15 protein-coding genes and 1 pseudogene are annotated in these 15,143 nt (G+C 40.8%); 11 read left to right on the forward strand and 5 right to left on the reverse strand.

The features are described from left to right. The first annotated feature begins 144 nt into the window (after positions 1 to 144). The 10 genes and pseudogenes from gcvA (at position 145) to madM (ending at position 8,475) form a co-directional block, all read left to right on the forward strand. The gene (gcvA, locus tag GO593_RS14715) at positions 145 to 1,059 is read left to right on the forward strand and encodes a transcriptional regulator GcvA (RefSeq protein ID WP_001087992.1); all 915 of its coding nucleotides are present in this window, start codon (positions 145 to 147) and stop codon (positions 1,057 to 1,059) included. A gap of 109 nt (positions 1,060 to 1,168) precedes the next feature. Beyond that, a complete protein-coding gene (mdcA, locus tag GO593_RS14720; RefSeq protein WP_000399236.1) occupies positions 1,169 to 2,848 on the forward strand; it encodes a malonate decarboxylase subunit alpha in 1,680 nt (559 codons plus the stop codon). Continuing rightward, a pseudogene (locus GO593_RS14725) lies at positions 2,848 to 3,733 on the forward strand (triphosphoribosyl-dephospho-CoA synthase). The gene mdcA and the pseudogene GO593_RS14725 overlap by 1 nt, the downstream one beginning before the upstream one ends. Positions 3,734 to 3,735: 2 nt before the next feature. After that, positions 3,736 to 4,035, forward strand: coding sequence for a malonate decarboxylase subunit delta (locus GO593_RS14730; RefSeq protein ID WP_000448951.1), 300 nt, complete (start codon positions 3,736 to 3,738; stop codon positions 4,033 to 4,035). Beyond that, positions 4,028 to 4,879, forward strand: coding sequence for a biotin-independent malonate decarboxylase subunit beta (locus tag GO593_RS14735; protein ID WP_000129619.1), 852 nt, complete (start codon positions 4,028 to 4,030; stop codon positions 4,877 to 4,879). Before GO593_RS14730 ends, GO593_RS14735 begins: the two co-directional genes overlap by 8 nt. Beyond that, complete coding sequence (gene mdcE / locus GO593_RS14740) at positions 4,876 to 5,703, forward strand: biotin-independent malonate decarboxylase subunit gamma (protein WP_001017583.1); 828 nt, start codon at positions 4,876 to 4,878, stop codon at positions 5,701 to 5,703. The genes GO593_RS14735 and mdcE overlap by 4 nt, the downstream gene beginning before the upstream one ends. Next, positions 5,694 to 6,302: a malonate decarboxylase holo-ACP synthase gene (locus tag GO593_RS14745; RefSeq protein ID WP_000245151.1), complete on the forward strand. Its 609-nt coding sequence runs from the start codon at positions 5,694 to 5,696 to the stop codon at positions 6,300 to 6,302. The genes mdcE and GO593_RS14745 overlap by 10 nt, the downstream gene beginning before the upstream one ends. 12 nt (positions 6,303 to 6,314) lie before the next feature. Continuing rightward, entirely contained in the window at positions 6,315 to 7,253 is a 939-nt protein-coding gene (gene mdcH / locus GO593_RS14750; protein WP_000146915.1) for a malonate decarboxylase subunit epsilon, read from the forward strand. Positions 7,254 to 7,301: 48 nt separating this feature from the next. Next, positions 7,302 to 7,718: a malonate transporter subunit MadL gene (gene madL / locus GO593_RS14755; RefSeq protein ID WP_000587905.1), complete on the forward strand. Its 417-nt coding sequence runs from the start codon at positions 7,302 to 7,304 to the stop codon at positions 7,716 to 7,718. Further along, a complete protein-coding gene (madM, locus tag GO593_RS14760) occupies positions 7,711 to 8,475 on the forward strand; it encodes a malonate transporter subunit MadM (RefSeq protein ID WP_000229914.1) in 765 nt (254 codons plus the stop codon). Before madL ends, madM begins: the two co-directional genes overlap by 8 nt. 49 nt (positions 8,476 to 8,524) lie before the next feature. Here the strand turns inward: madM and GO593_RS14765 are convergent, their stop codons facing one another. From GO593_RS14765 to GO593_RS14785, 5 genes are all read right to left on the reverse strand, one after another. Continuing rightward, positions 8,525 to 9,442 (reverse strand): LysR family transcriptional regulator, encoded by a 918-nt coding sequence (locus GO593_RS14765; protein WP_000401807.1) that lies wholly within the window; start codon positions 9,440 to 9,442, stop codon positions 8,525 to 8,527. A gap of 97 nt (positions 9,443 to 9,539) precedes the next feature. Next, positions 9,540 to 10,958 (reverse strand): aminotransferase-like domain-containing protein, encoded by a 1,419-nt coding sequence (locus GO593_RS14770; RefSeq protein WP_000278276.1) that lies wholly within the window; start codon positions 10,956 to 10,958, stop codon positions 9,540 to 9,542. Positions 10,959 to 11,056: 98 nt separating this feature from the next. Then, complete coding sequence (locus GO593_RS14775) at positions 11,057 to 11,191, reverse strand: hypothetical protein (protein WP_000749814.1); 135 nt, start codon at positions 11,189 to 11,191, stop codon at positions 11,057 to 11,059. 14 nt (positions 11,192 to 11,205) lie between these two features. Then, the gene (gene cydB, locus GO593_RS14780; protein WP_000566431.1) at positions 11,206 to 12,210 is read right to left on the reverse strand and encodes a cytochrome d ubiquinol oxidase subunit II; all 1,005 of its coding nucleotides are present in this window, start codon (positions 12,208 to 12,210) and stop codon (positions 11,206 to 11,208) included. Further along, positions 12,203 to 13,648: a cytochrome ubiquinol oxidase subunit I gene (locus tag GO593_RS14785; RefSeq protein ID WP_000051999.1), complete on the reverse strand. Its 1,446-nt coding sequence runs from the start codon at positions 13,646 to 13,648 to the stop codon at positions 12,203 to 12,205. Before GO593_RS14785 ends, cydB begins: the two co-directional genes overlap by 8 nt. Positions 13,649 to 14,301: 653 nt before the next feature. Here GO593_RS14785 and GO593_RS14790 point away from each other — a divergent pair. Further along, positions 14,302 to 15,120 (forward strand): hypothetical protein, encoded by an 819-nt coding sequence (locus GO593_RS14790; RefSeq protein ID WP_000471018.1) that lies wholly within the window; start codon positions 14,302 to 14,304, stop codon positions 15,118 to 15,120. The last annotated feature ends 23 nt before the right edge of the window (positions 15,121 to 15,143 follow it).

Raw genomic sequence — 15,143 nt, forward strand, 5'->3', positions numbered from 1 at the left:
CAAAATAAATAAAGTGAGTGAGCAAGCCTACTCAAGATGTAAAAATTTAATCGTTATGAATAGATTACAGAGCATTTTAGAAATAAAGACTTATAAGTACAAATGAGATAATCTACTTACCCAATAAAGAAAAACTTTAGCGCTATGAATTCACCAGTTTATCTCAATGCACTTCGTGCTTTTGAAGCCAGTGCACGACACAAAAGTTTTTCTGCTGCAGCAAAAGAGTTGAATGTGACACCTGCTGCGGTGGGGCAATTGGTACGTACACTTGAAGATTGGTTAGGCTTTCCGTTGTTTCATCGGCAAACTAACGGTAAAAATCGACTGGTCGCTACTGAACTGGCTGAATCGGTTTTACCGGATATTCGGGCGGGTTTTGATAAGCTCACTTTGGCTTTGGAGAAATTAAAACAAGATTCTCTATCAGGTATGCTTAATATTGCGGTCAGTCCAGCATTTGCCGAAAAATGGCTATTACCAAGAATTGATCATTTTCAAAAACAATATCCAGATATTGATATTCGTTTAGACATTAACTTGAAAACCGTAGATTTTTTAGAACAAAAAGTCGATGTGGGTGTCAGATATGGTCAAGGACAATGGCAAGGTTTAGAAGCCGTTAAACTTATGGATGAAGAGGTTTATCCCGTATGTTCGCCCGCATTTTTAAATGAACATTCATTTCTCTTAACCCCAAATGATCTGAAAAATATCACTTTAATTCATGATCTTTCTATGGAAAAACATCAACAATTTCCGGGGTGGCAATCTTGGCTAAAAAGTGTAGGTTTGAATGACATCAATATTAGCCGTGGTATGCAAATCAACAGTTCATCTGCAGTTTTACAGGCTGCAATGGAAGGACATGGTGTTGCATTAGCGCGTAGTGTTATGGTGCAAAAAGATATACAAACCGGGCGTTTGATACGATTATTTCCTCAAATTCACTTCTCATCGCCCTTTTCTTATTATTTGGTGTACCGACCACAATACGCAAATTTACCCAAAGTCAAAATCTGTCTAGATTGGTTTTTTGAAGAAATTCATCGAATATAAAATTAATCATTAACCTGAAGTTAATAACTAACGAAGTAAGTTGATTGATCGAAATTCCATAAAGCGTTTTTATAGATTCAGAACAAAACTGCGATCTATAGGTAAGTACATGGAAGGATCAGTTCAGAATAAAGAACGATTATGGACAAAGCGGCGTCATGCCAAACAATTAAAACTAGAGATGGCAAACCAATATACCGATGGTGTGGTGATTCCACCTCAAGACATTATTAAAGTTTTAGAAACTTTAATTACACCGGGTGACAAGGTTGTACTCGAAGGAAATAACCAAAAGCAGGCAGATTTCCTTTCGCGTTCTTTGGCACAAACCAATCCAGATGTTTTGTATGATTTACATATGATCATGCCAAGCGTGGGACGTTCGGAACATCTTGATCTGTTTGAAAAAGGCATTGCGCGTAAGCTCGATTTTTCTTTTGCTGGCCCACAAAGTTTGCGTATTAGTCAGTTAATTGAAGATGGTTTACTAGAGATTGGTGCGATTCATACCTATATCGAACTATATTCACGTTTGGTAGTCGACCTCATTCCAAATGTGGTGCTCTCAGCGGGTTTTATGGCAGACCGTCAAGGCAATATCTATACAGGCCCAAGTACTGAAGACTCTCCGGCGCTTATTGAACCTGCGGCTTTTAGTGACGGTATTGTGATTGTTCAGGTCAATGAGCTGGTCGATGACGTTTCAGATTTACCACGTGTCGATATTCCTGCTTCTTGGGTGGATTATGTGGTGGTCGCAGATCAGCCATTTTATATCGAACCGTTATTTACTCGTGACCCGAAACATATCAAGCCAGTGCATGTGCTTATGGCCATGATGGCAATTCGCGGAATTTATGAAAAGCATAATGTGCAATCGTTAAACCATGGTATTGGTTTTAACACTGCGGCAATTGAACTGATTTTACCGACCTATGGTGAGTCTTTAGGTTTAAAAGGAAAAATTTGCCGAAACTGGACACTAAATCCGCATCCAACCTTAATTCCAGCGATTGAAACAGGTTGGGTTGAAAGCGTGCATTGCTTTGGTACCGAACTCGGTATGGAAAAATATGTTGCAGCTCGTCCCGACGTTTTCTTTACAGGTCGTGATGGCGCTTTACGTTCCAACCGCATGATGTGTCAGCTCGCAGGTCAGTACGCCGTTGACTTGTTTATTGGCGCAACTTTGCAAGTTGATGGAATGGGGCATTCTTCAACTGTCACCAAAGGGCGTTTAGCTGGTTTTGGTGGAGCGCCAAACATGGGGCATGATCCGCGTGGACGTCGTCATGATACGCCAGCATGGTTAGATATGCGTTTGCAAGGTGCCAATGAAACCGAAACTTATTTGGCACGTGGTAAAAAGTTAGTTGTACAAATGGTGGAAACCTTCCAAGAGGGCGGCAAGCCAACTTTTGTAGAACGTCTCGATGCGATTGATGTGGCTAAAACCGCAGGTTTGCCTTTAGCCCCGATCATGATTTATGGCGATGATGTGACCCATTTACTGACTGAAGAAGGCATTGCTTATCTATATAAAGCAAGCAGCCAAGAAGAGCGCCAAGCCATGATTGCTGCGGTGGCAGGTGTGACCAGTATTGGTTTAACTCAAGACCCAAAAACAACAGCACGTTTAAGAAGTGAAGGTCTGGTGGTATTCCCTGAAGATTTAGGTATTCGCCGTACCGATGCCACACGTGAACTTTTAGCGGCGAAAAATATTGCCGACTTGGTGACATGGTCAGATGGTTTATATCAACCACCTGCAAAATTCAGGAGTTGGTAATGATGGCACAAGTTCAATATCAAACGCTCAGCGATAGTCAGCTTTTGGCAGATATGGCAGTCGAAGCGTTAATTGATGAAGTTAATCTGACACCGAAACCAGCTTTGGTCGATCGCCGTGGCAGTGGTGCACACAATGACCTGACTTTGGAGTTAATGGAGCGCTCTGCGAAAAGTTTAGGGCCTATGTTTGATGCGATGGCACAAGCTGCAAAGCATCATGGAAAAGTTTGTCTGGCCTTACGCGAAGACATTGGAGAAATTGGTCGCCAAGGTGAAAAGACTATGATGTTGGCGACAGATGGTGTAAACACACATCGCGGTGCAATTTGGGCATTAGGGTTAATGGTAACGGCAGCAGCATTAGCACGCAATAATCAACAATATTTATCAGCTGTTGAGCTATGCCAGTTAGCAGGTCAGATTGCTCAGCTTGAAGATCGTTTTATTCCAGAGCAGGCATTGAGTCATGGTCAGCAAGTCCAAAAGAAATTAGGGATCTTTGGTGCCAAAGAACAGGCACAACAAGGTTTTCCAACCATCGTAAATTTTGGGTTAAAGCAACTTTATCAAAGTCGTAGTAAACCCATGAAAGAAGAGTTCGCACGCTTAGATGCCTTACTTGCCATGATGACTGACCTGACCGATACCTGTGTGCTTTATCGCTCTGGCACATCTGGTTTAAAGCGTATGCAACAAGGTGCTCAGCAAATACTGGATTTGGGCGGTAGTTCAAGCTTAGAAGGTCGACGTGCTTTGCATCTTTTAGAGATTGACCTGCTTCGGATGAAGGCGTCTGCTGGTGGTGCCGCAGACTTATTAGCAGCAACACTATTTATAGATCGTGTTGAGCAGACATCTGTCAAAAAATAAAGAAGGATTTTGATTATGGAAACACTTCATTTTGAATTTGTGGCGACAGAGCCACCTGTAAAAAAAGCGTTGGTAGGATGTGTTGGCTCGGGCGATTTAGAAATTTTGATGGAACCTGGTGAAAAGGGAAAAGCCTCTATTCATGTCGTTACCTCTGTAGATGGCAGTGCAGCACGTTGGCACAATCTTTTTGAACGGATTTTTACTGCTCAAATACCGCCAGCGGTCAATATTGATATTCATGACTTTGGTGCAACTCCCGGTGTCGTTCGCTTACGTCTGGAACAAGCATTGGAGGAGATTGCTCATGACTGATATCGAGAGCTTGTTAAATAAACAAGATTTTATTGAGCTGAGTGCAAGAGAGCGTGCTAAAGCATTATTAGATGAAGGGACTTTTCGAGAGTTACTCGACCCATTTGCCCGTGTTATGTCGCCTTGGCTCGTTAAACAGAATATTGTGCCGCAAGCCGATGATGGCGTGGTGATTGCAAAAGGATCTATTCAAGAACGCCCAGTGGTTTTAATTTCTATTGAAGGCTTATTTCAAGGTGGCAGTTTAGGTGAGGTGGGCGGTGCCAAAATTGCGGGTGCCTTAGAACTTGCGGTTGAAGACAATCTAAAAGGCATTCCAACAGCTGCAATTTTATTGTTGGAAACAGGTGGCGTTCGCTTACAAGAAGCAAATCTGGGTTTGGCTGCAATTGCTGAAATTCAGGCTGCAATTGTGAACTTACGGCAGTATCAACCCGTAATTGCTGTGGTCGCAGGCAGTGTAGGGTGCTTCGGCGGTATGTCAATTGCAGCTGGACTATGTAGCTATATTGTAATGACACAAGAAGGACGTTTAGGTCTAAATGGCCCACAAGTGATAGAACAAGAAGCTGGTGTACAAGAATATAACGCTAAAGATCGTCCATTTATATGGAGTATTACGGGTGGTAATCAGCGCTTCACTAGTGGTTTGGCAGATGCTTATGTAGACGATGATCGCCAGAAAATTCGTCAGCAAGTCATCGCTTATTTAACTCAAGGCGTACCTCATCAGCATCGTAGTTCAAATTACTCATTCTATTTAGAAAAGCTACAACAAGTTGATACTGCTGAGCAGATTACCCCAGCACAAGTTCAAGCTTTGTATCAAGGAGAGCAAGCATGAATATCGCCGTTGATACATTAAAAGCATCTACTCGTGGTGCACATTGGTTTAAAGCACTTACGCAGGGTTTTAAGACAGTTGAAGGTTTTCCAGCTTCGATTTGGGTGGCTGATGGTCAGATTGATCAGCAAGTGGTGCGCGTGATTACCGTTGTGCAAGATACCAATAATCTGTTCCCACGGGCAAAACAAGGAGAAGTTGGATTATTAGAAGGCTGGAGTTTGGCAAAAGTAGTCGATGATGTGATCCAAGCCGATGCACAGGCTGAAACTAAACGCGCTATTTTATGTCTGGTTGATGTTCCAAGTCAGGCCTATGGGCGTCGTGAAGAATTATTAGGCATTCATCAAGCTTTAGCGGGTGCAGTAGATAGCTATGCTAGAGCCAGATTGGCAGGTCATCCAATTGTGAGTTTATTGGTTGGTAAGTCGATGTCTGGTGCTTTCTTGGCGCATGGATACCAAGCCAATCGTATTATTGCCTTAAAAGATTCAGGTGTTATGGTGCATGCAATGGGTAAGGAATCTGCTGCACGCGTTACCTTACGGTCGGTTGATGAGTTAGAGCAATTGGCCTCAAGCATTCCACCAATGGCTTATGACATTGAAAGTTATGCCACGCTTGGTTTGTTATCTGAACTGTTATCTGTTGAAAACCCTGAACAACCGACAAACGATGATCTTTTGTTAGCGAAACAGGCAATTGCTCAAACGTTTAAAGAAATTAATGCTGAGCAATCGAGAGGACTGGAACAAAGACTGCATGGCCAAAACCGTCAAATGTCTAAAAAGGTCCGTGAATTATTGCGTGAGCAATGGTTATGAAACTTAAGCTCGAAGCCCATGATTTGTTGTGGGGTATGACGGTCGATTGCTTGGCTGATGATGCTCCGCATTGGGTGAGAGAGGTATTGCAACGTGGTGATCCTGTTGTGGTTCGACGGGCAATTACTCCTGTAGATCAGGTGGCTGTGGGTGTAAGAGGACAACTTCGCTATCAACGATATGCAGCTCAAATGCCAAGATCTTTAATTAGCAGACAGCTTAAGCCAGAAGCGCTGACTCGCGTAGATACGCAACAGTTTGAGCACTTGGCAGAACGTTTACAGAGCATTTCCAGCATTATGAAAAACTTTTCAGAATGTTGGGGATATACAGGAAGTTTCGGCTTTGAACTAGCAACGGGAATTGAAACAGTAACCGAGCAAAGTGACATAGATTTGTTGATTCGAGCTGAACAGCCTTTTGCCAAAAAGCAGGCGGTTGAGCTACTCGAAAATTTTCAGCAAGCAGGGCTGAATGTGGATATACAGCTTCAACTTCAACAAGGCGGTTTGGCATTAAAAGAATGGGCAAGGAATAGCAGAAAAGTTCTATTAAAACGTCCTGATGGTGCTGTTTTATTAGAAAACCCATGGAATTAGGGAATAGATATCATGGCTTCAATTTGGGTATATCCGGGACAAGGTGTGCAACGAAGCAATATGCTGCACGACTTACCTCAAAACGCTCTGGTTAAAGAATACCTTGAGCGTGCATCGGATGCACTCAAAGCAGATGTTTTGATGCTAGATAGTCCGGCTGCATTGCAGTCGACACGTGCAGTACAGCTTTGTTTACTGATTTCAGGTGTGGTGAGTTCAGCTTTATTAACAGCGGAAAACTTAACACCTGATTATGTAGCGGGTCTATCAATTGGCGCATGGTCGGCTGCGGTTGTAGCAGAAGTTTTAGCCTATGAAGATGCTGTTCGTTTGGTTGCCTATCGAGGTGAACTCATGCAAAACGCCTATCCAACTGGCTATGGTATGACGGCCCTGATTGGTACAGACCGTGCAGCTGTTGAAACATGGGTCAAACAAATTTATGAAATAACGCCAGAGGTGTTTGTCGCAAATATTAATGCACATAACCAGATTGTTATTTCAGGAAGCTTTGAAGCCATGACTCAAGTTGCTGTTTTGGCAAAGCAACAAGGCGTGGTGGCAAAAAAATTAGATATATCGGTGCCATCGCACTGTGAATTATTAAGTCAGCAAGCAAAGCAACTTGCAGCGTCTATGGAGGGAGTGACTTTAAAGCAGCCTAAAATACGTTATTTAAGTGGTACAACGGCTCGTACGCTTAGCAGGCCAGAACAGATTGGTGATGACTTGGCTTTTAATATGAGTCGAACTGTAGATTGGGAAAATACCATCCAAGCTGCATGGGAGCGAGGTGTGAGGTTACAGATCGAAGCTTTGCCGGGAACGGTGCTTACTACACTTGCACGTCGAACATTTAAAGAAGGAACTGTATTGTCATTTCAGGGAACACGTTTAGACAGCATTCAGATGGCAATGCAAAAAGAACAGGCAAATAGTTTTTCTTTTTGAGTCAGATTTTACAAAAGCATAAATGATCCAAGGATATGAGGGATTGTCATGATTATATATGGAGTTGGTTTACTCGCACTTTGCACCTTGGTTGGTGTAATTGCTGGTGATCTATTAGGCGTTTTATTGGGTGTAAAGTCCAATGTTGGTGGCGTGGGTATCGCCATGATTTTACTCATTTGTATACGGTTATGGATGGAAAAACGTGGAATGATGACAGTTGAAACTGAAAAAGGAGTTTCATTCTGGGGCACCATGTATATCCCGGTTGTTGTTGCTATGGCAGCCCAACAAAATGTAGTGGCAGCATTATCTAGTGGCCATATGGCACTCTTTGCGGCTGTAGTCTCAGTTGCAGTTTGTACGCTCACTATTGCTGGTCTAAGCCGATATAACAAAGCCAGCCCTTTACCTAAAGAAGAGGACACAGCCTTAAACCGAATCGGAGGTAAAGTTCATGGTTGAATTATTATTAAAAGACTTAACACATTTAGGTTTAATTACAGCTTTTGCTTTAATTGCCTTAATTATGTGGCTGTCGACCAAGCTCTCTAAATATTTAACTAATGGACGTGTGCATGCTTCAGCAATTGCGATTGTAATTGGTTTGATTTTGGCATGGTTTGGCGGAAAAATGACAGGTGGTGAAAAAGGCTTGACCGACCTTGCACTTTTTACAGGTGTAGGACTCATGGGCGGTGCAATGCTTCGTGACTTTACTATTGTAGCTACAGCATTTGAAGTACAAGCGACTGAGGCCAAAAAAGCTGGATTTATTGGTGCCTTCTCTTTATTTCTCGGGACCATTTTGCCATTTATTGTCGGTTGTATGTTTGCGTGGATTTTTGGCTATCGCGATGCGGTAAGTATTACCACAATTGGCGCAGGTGCAGTGACTTACATTGTTGGGCCTGTTACGGGTGCGGCCATTGGTGCGAGTTCTGAGGTCATGGCGTTATCAATTGCAACGGGCTTGGTGAAAGCAATCTGTGTAATGGTCTCAACACCACTCACTGCGAAATTTATGGGATTAGACAATCCACGTTCTGCGATGATTTTTGGTGGTTTGGCAGGAACGGTAAGTGGTGTGTCAGCTGGTTTAGCTGCTACAGACCGCCGTTTAGTGCCTTACGGTGCACTTACAGCAACTTTTCACACGGGCCTTGGCTGTTTAATGGGTCCAACTATTCTGTTCTTTGCGGTTAAAGCTTTGGTGGGTTAATACGTATTTTATAATCAGGCAAAAGAGCTGTTGTTATTCGCAGCAGCTTCTATCTTTTAAAGTTAGATGCAAACATACGACATTCAGCAATCAGAGCAAGTAAGTTTGGGTCGCGTTCTTTACTTTTTAAAAAGACCAGACCAATTTCTTGTTGCATGTGGTATTGCTGTTTTAAGGGAATAAGTTTTACCGAACTTTCATAAACCGCAGAAATACGACCAGGTAATAGTGCGAAACCTACACCTGAGCTAACCATACTAATTAAGGTAAAAATATCATTGACCTGCAAAGCAACTTTAGGTGAAAAACCGGCTTTTTTAAAAATGATGTCGCTGTCGTTATGAGTTGCAAAACCCTTGGTTAAAGTTAAAAAAGTTTCTTCTTTTAAAAGGCTTAAATCAATATCTTTAAACTCAGCATATTTTGAATCTTTATTGACTGCCAGAAAGATATCGTCTGAAAACATCGGCAAAATTTCAAAGTCATCATCTTGAGTGGTTTCATTTAAAGCTACAATGATTGCATCCAGCTCAGTTGCTTTGAGCTTTTTCACCAAATCCTGATTTGAACTGAGTAATAATTGAATATCAAGCTCACTACGTCTGAGTTTAAGACCACTAATCACATTTGGAATTGTGTTTACCGTCAAAGAATAAAGAGACCCTAAATGTAAAACCTTGGCTGCAAAACCAGCGGCTTCTCTGGTTTTATTTACGGTAATAAAAATGTCTTGTACGATTTTTTGCGCCCGTTCTTCAAATACATAAGCACTTTTTAAAGGAATGAGGTTACGGCCTTCATTTTTAAAAAGAGGGCAACGTAAAGCGCTTTCTAAAGAGTGTAGTGCTTTATGAACACTGACATTACTCAGTTGCATTTCTGCCGCGGTTTTAGATAAGTTGCCACAGCGCATAAAGGCCAAAAAAATCTGTATTTTTTTAAGAGTCAGTTCTTCATCTATTTCCATATTAACATCCAGATATTCTTACCCTTAAAATCGCGCTTTAAGATGAAACTATCATAAATTAAATACTTTAAAATTGTGCTTAGGTCGAAGCATCACTTTACAGGCTTGCTTTGACCCTTTGTTGAATAGTTTTGATGACTTGATCTAAAGCAGCTTGAATTTTTTCGTTCCACTCAAAAGAACAATTGATTCTTAAATAATGTTGCTGTGCGGGTAAAACACTAAAGAGTGGGCTTGGCGCAACACCAATATCTTGTTGGATGAGTTCTTCATAAATTTGCATGCTATCGAGTTTATGAGGCAATTTAACCCATAGAAAATAACCGCTTGGGTAATAATAAATTTCGCAGGTCGCGGGCAGATGTTGCTTCAAATAGTGGTAAAAGTGCTTTTTATAACGTTCAAGTGAAAGTCTAAGTGTGCGCAAATGCTTTTCATAATGATGATGAGACAAGAACTCAACCAAGGCATTTTGGATAAGTGCATTCACTGAAATAGTACTCATGAGCTGCAAGTGTTGGATATGGTCCGAAAATTTACCCGCATAGACCCAACCTACCCGAAAACCTGCCCCTAAAGTTTTAGAAAATGAAGAGCAGTGCAGTACCAGATTTTGTTGGTCAAAGTACTTCATCGAAAGTGGTTTTTGCCCGCCATAATAAAGCTCTTCATAGACATCATCTTCAATTAAGTAAATTTGGTGTTCATGAAGCAGTTTGGCAATTTTATATTTAATCTCATCACTGACCGTAAACCCGATCGGGTTGTGGCTATTTAACATGAGCCAACATACTTTAATTGGATATGTATGAATAACCTGTTCAAAAGCCTCTAGGTCAAAACCATGTTGTGGATGTTCGGGAATGGTAATGACCTTAAGCCCTAAACGTTCAGCAGCCTGCCAAGCACCGTAAAACACGGTTTGTTGCAATAGAATATAGTCACCCGGTTTGGCTACTGCTTGTAAAGAAAGATTGAGTGCATCTAATCCTCCGGATGTAATGACAATGTCATCTGGATCGGTCTGTATACCTTGCATACAATAGCGCTGAGCAATCAGTTTTCTTAACGCTAAATTACCGGGAGGTAGGCTTGCTGTCTGGTCATAGCTTTGTCTTTGCCGTGCAAGTTGCCCCATAATTTGAATAAGTTTGGGAGCAGCTAAAAGTTGACTATCAGGAAAAGCTGAACCAAAAGGCACAACAGACTCATGTTGAATCGATTTAAGATATTTAAAAACTAAAGAATTAATTTCAATTTTAGAATTAAGTGAAACGACCGAATATTGTTCCAGTGGTTTTAGTGCAATTTGCTCGGCAACAAAATAGCCAGACTTTTCCTTTGAATAGATCAGACCTTGTGATTCAAGCTCCTGATAAGCATTCATCACAGTCATTAAACTAAAACCAGAACGTTGGACCTGATCTCTTAATGAAGGTAATTTCTCATGTGCATTTAAAGTGCCGCTTTCAATAAGTTGGCGAATGCTATGGGCGAGTTGTTCTGATTTATACATGTATGGGCTGCACGAAATAACAAAATAAAAGATGCACTGAACCAATAATAAATGCCGCTTGCAGAATCTACAAACGGCATTTGTTTATAAGGATGGGTTTACTTTAAGTAAGGGGCAGCATAAATCAATATCACTTTAAACAAACCCGCAATCACAGCTAATGCTAAAAAACCACCAAGCCATAACAGAATAAACCATTGGGTTTGACTGAGTTTAACTGACGACTTTTTCATAACACCCCCGTACCTTAATGATAACCTTCATCACCTACACGAACTTTGTCACGGAATACCCAGTAAGACACAATGGTGTAAGTAATAATGATTGGAATCAAAATAAGCGCACCCACTAAAGCAAACATTTGGCTGGAATGAGGCGCTGCCGCTTGCCAAATCGTAACTGATGGTGGAATGATATTTGGCCACAAACTAATCACAAAACCAGTAAAGGCAAGGAAGACCAATGCCAAGGTATATATAAATGGTTTGTGGTCTTGCTGTTTTTTACATGCCGATAAAATCAGGCCAACAAATAGTAAGACCAAAATAGGCACTGGACTAAAATAAAACAGATTTGGTAAAGAGAACCAGCGATCTGCAATTTCGGGGTGTGTTAACGGCGTATATAAACTGACGGCACCAAAGATAATGAGCAGCGCAATAATTAACTTTGGCATCAGCTCATACATACGTTGCTGCAAGCCTTTTTCAGTTTTTAAAATGAGCCAACCACAGCCTAAAGTGGCATACATGGCAACTACACCAATACCTGTGAAAATGGAGAATGCAGTAAGCCAGTCAAAAGGGCCACCGGCAAAAATACCGTTTTCGGTTTTAATACCTTGAATATAGGCCCCTAAAATAATCCCTTGGAGGAAGCTCGTTAAAACCGAACCCCAAATAAAAGCTAAGTCCCAAAGGTGTTTGGTCCGATGAGCTTTAAAACGGAATTCAAAAGCAACCCCACGGAAAATTAAGGCAATTACCATGAAAATTATAGGCAGGTAGAGCGCAGATAAAACCGTTGAATAGACGAGCGGGAAGGCGGCATACAGGCCAGCACCCCCAAGTACCATCCAGGTTTCATTACCATCCCAGACAGGAGCGACGGTATTCATCATCACGTCACGTTCTTGGCTATTCTTAATGAATGGGAACATAATCCCGATTCCTAAGTCAAAGCCATCCATGACCACGTAAATTAAAACACCTAAACCGATAATACCGACCCATATTAAAGAAAGATCAATCATGACGGTTCTCCCCAGAGTTTTGTTTGCTGTCAATATTTTCATCAACTGCACTAAGTGGACGCATCGGTGTTTTAAAGTGTCCTACGCCGCCTGCTTCCATATTTGGCGTGTCGATAAATACAGGGCCTTTATTAATGAGTTTTAAGGTGTAGTAAATTCCACTACCAAAAACGATTGTATACACCACCACAAAAATAAAGAGACTTAGACCCACCTGATCTGCTGAAACAGTATGCGATAAACCATCTTTGGTCCGCATAATGCCATAGACCACCCAAGGTTGACGGCCTACTTCGGTAGTAATCCACCCAGCCAGCATTGCCACATAACCTGCAGGTCCCATCACTACAGCAAATTTATGAAACCATGATGTTTCATAGAGTTTTCCTCTTTTACGTAACCAAAGAGCAATGAGTGATAAGGTGACCATAAGGACGCCAAGACCCACCATGACACGGAAACTCCAGAAAATAATGGTCGAGTTTGGACGGTCTTCAGGTGCGAATTCTTTTAAGCCAGTCACTTGCCCATCTAAACTGTGAGTCAAAATTAAACTACCCAAATATGGAACGCCCACTTCAAAGTGATTTCGTTCTTCTTTCATATCCGGAATGGCAAATAACAGTAGCGGCATAGGCTCGTTATGATTGGTTTCCCAGTGACCTTCCATTGCAGCAAGTTTGGCAGGCTGATGCTCACGAGTATTTAAACCGTGGTTATCGCCGATCACCACTTGTAAACAAGAAGTCACAAGCACCATCCATAAACCCATCGAGAACGATTTTTTTACCAAGTCATCACGACGGCCTTTTACCAAGTGCCAAGCAGATGTTCCCACTACCAATAAAGATGAAACCAAGAAGGCAGCAGCACCCATATGTGCAAAGCGGTAAGGGAAGGACGGGTTGAAGACAATAGCTAGCCAGTCTTTTGGCACAATAATGCCATTTTCGATGGCAAAACCTTGCGGCGTTTGCATCCAGCTATTGGAAGATAGAATCCAGAACATGGAAATACATGTTCCGATGGCAACCATAAGCGTTGCAAAGAAATGGGCTCTAGGACCAACACGGCCCCAACCAAACAGCATGATTCCTAAGAAACCCGCTTCTAAGAAGAAGGCACTCAAGACTTCATAGGTAAGTAAAGGACCAGTAATACTTCCTGCTACTCGTGAAAACTCACTCCAGTTGGTACCAAACTGGTAACTCATCACGACACCGGAAACAACTCCCATACCAAACGCAACGGCAAAGATCTTAATCCAGTATTTAAATAGATCTTTATAGATAGGGTTTTGCGTTCTTAACCATTTCCATTCTAAAACTGCCAAAAAACAGGCAAGTCCAATAGAGGTGGCCGGAAAAATAATATGGAAGGATACTGTAAAAGCAAATTGTATTCGTGCTAATTCTAAAGCGGTTAGACCGAGGCTCATAAACTTTCCCCCTGTGAACTAGCTGATGATGATTAAATGATTTAAATACTTAATTTCAGGCAAAAAAGTACTTTGGCAATTAAGCTTACTTCTGTGATAAATGTTCTTAGCAAGTAAAGTGCCAACAGGGTAAAGCAACATAATTGCTTGATATTTCAAGAGAATAGAACGATTGATTGTTCTCAATCTGTTAACAAAGTTTAGGCTTGATGTTGCATTTGTAAAAATACATGTTGCATTGAAACATTGATGAAATATCTGGCGATATGCAATAGATCGTTTCATGAAAACTACCTACCTTAAGAAGTTTTCTTAATCATGCACTCACTGTATTTGTATATGTAGATACAGAAATTTTTTATAAAACTATAACAGTTAAACCGTGTTTTGATAGCGTGCTATAGTTTTTTTTCAATCATCTGTAGCTATATATCCAGTCCTCTAAAGTTCAAAATAAAAATGAACAGGATTTACCGCCAACCTAAATCAACTTTCAAGACATAATGTGAACGCTGTTTTAGATTTTATATAAGTACATGATAGTGTTCTTCTTTTTTGTTCCATTGTTGTTTTGTGTAGGGCCTGGTTGTTGCGTGTTTCTTAAAGACCTAAGTGTAAGTGTAGCGCTTCTAAAATAGCTTGGATGTTAAAAAATGTTTATCACTTCTCAACTGAACATTATTCATAAAATTATTAAAAATCAGTCTATTTCCACCTTGGTAATAGATCAGTTGGAACAGATTTATGTGAACCTTGAAGCAACCTTACTTAGAGCGAAAGTACTCAGGGATTTTTCTAAAACTCAAACCGTGTATTTAATTCAGTCTCACATTGAGCCACAGCAAAGCAGTTTGGCTTATCTATTCTCGCCATTTATTTTTGCGAACTTAAACAAAGCAGCCATTTATACAACACCGGCGACTCCACCTGTGCTAACTATCCTTAATAAATACTATCAAGCTGACAAGAAGGTCGTATTTAAGGTAGACGAAGTTTTAGAAAGCCTAAAAATATATCTAGATTTAGAATTAATAGAGATGGGAGAAGCTGAATTTATTTATTTAAATTTAATTAAAGCATTATGTCGAAGTGATATCTCTACAGTTTTTTTAATTACCCATTTAGAGCTTGATTTAGAAGCGTTAAAGCAACTTGAACAGTTCTTAAAAATAAAAATTCATTGGGTAAAAGTCGTAAAAGATGAGGGTCTAAAAGACTTGGATCAGTTGGATATGCGTAAATTATTATTTAAAAATAAAGATGAAGTGTATGTTCAATTATGCGCTCTGTTTGCTCAAATGAATGCAGCACTGGTCGGCCTATGCGATACCTTTACTGTCAATCAAATGACACACTTAATTGATGACATGTTTTACTCAGAGCATATTTTCGAAAAACTTTCTGTCTATTCAGAATATATGCAAACCTTATTGCAAAGTCAGCATAGTCTTCACAAAAAACAAATTGCTTAGCAATGCCATGCTTTTGATTGGTG

Origin of the sequence: Acinetobacter baumannii, assembly GCF_009759685.1 — a bacterium.
GTDB lineage: Bacteria > Pseudomonadota > Gammaproteobacteria > Pseudomonadales > Moraxellaceae > Acinetobacter > Acinetobacter baumannii.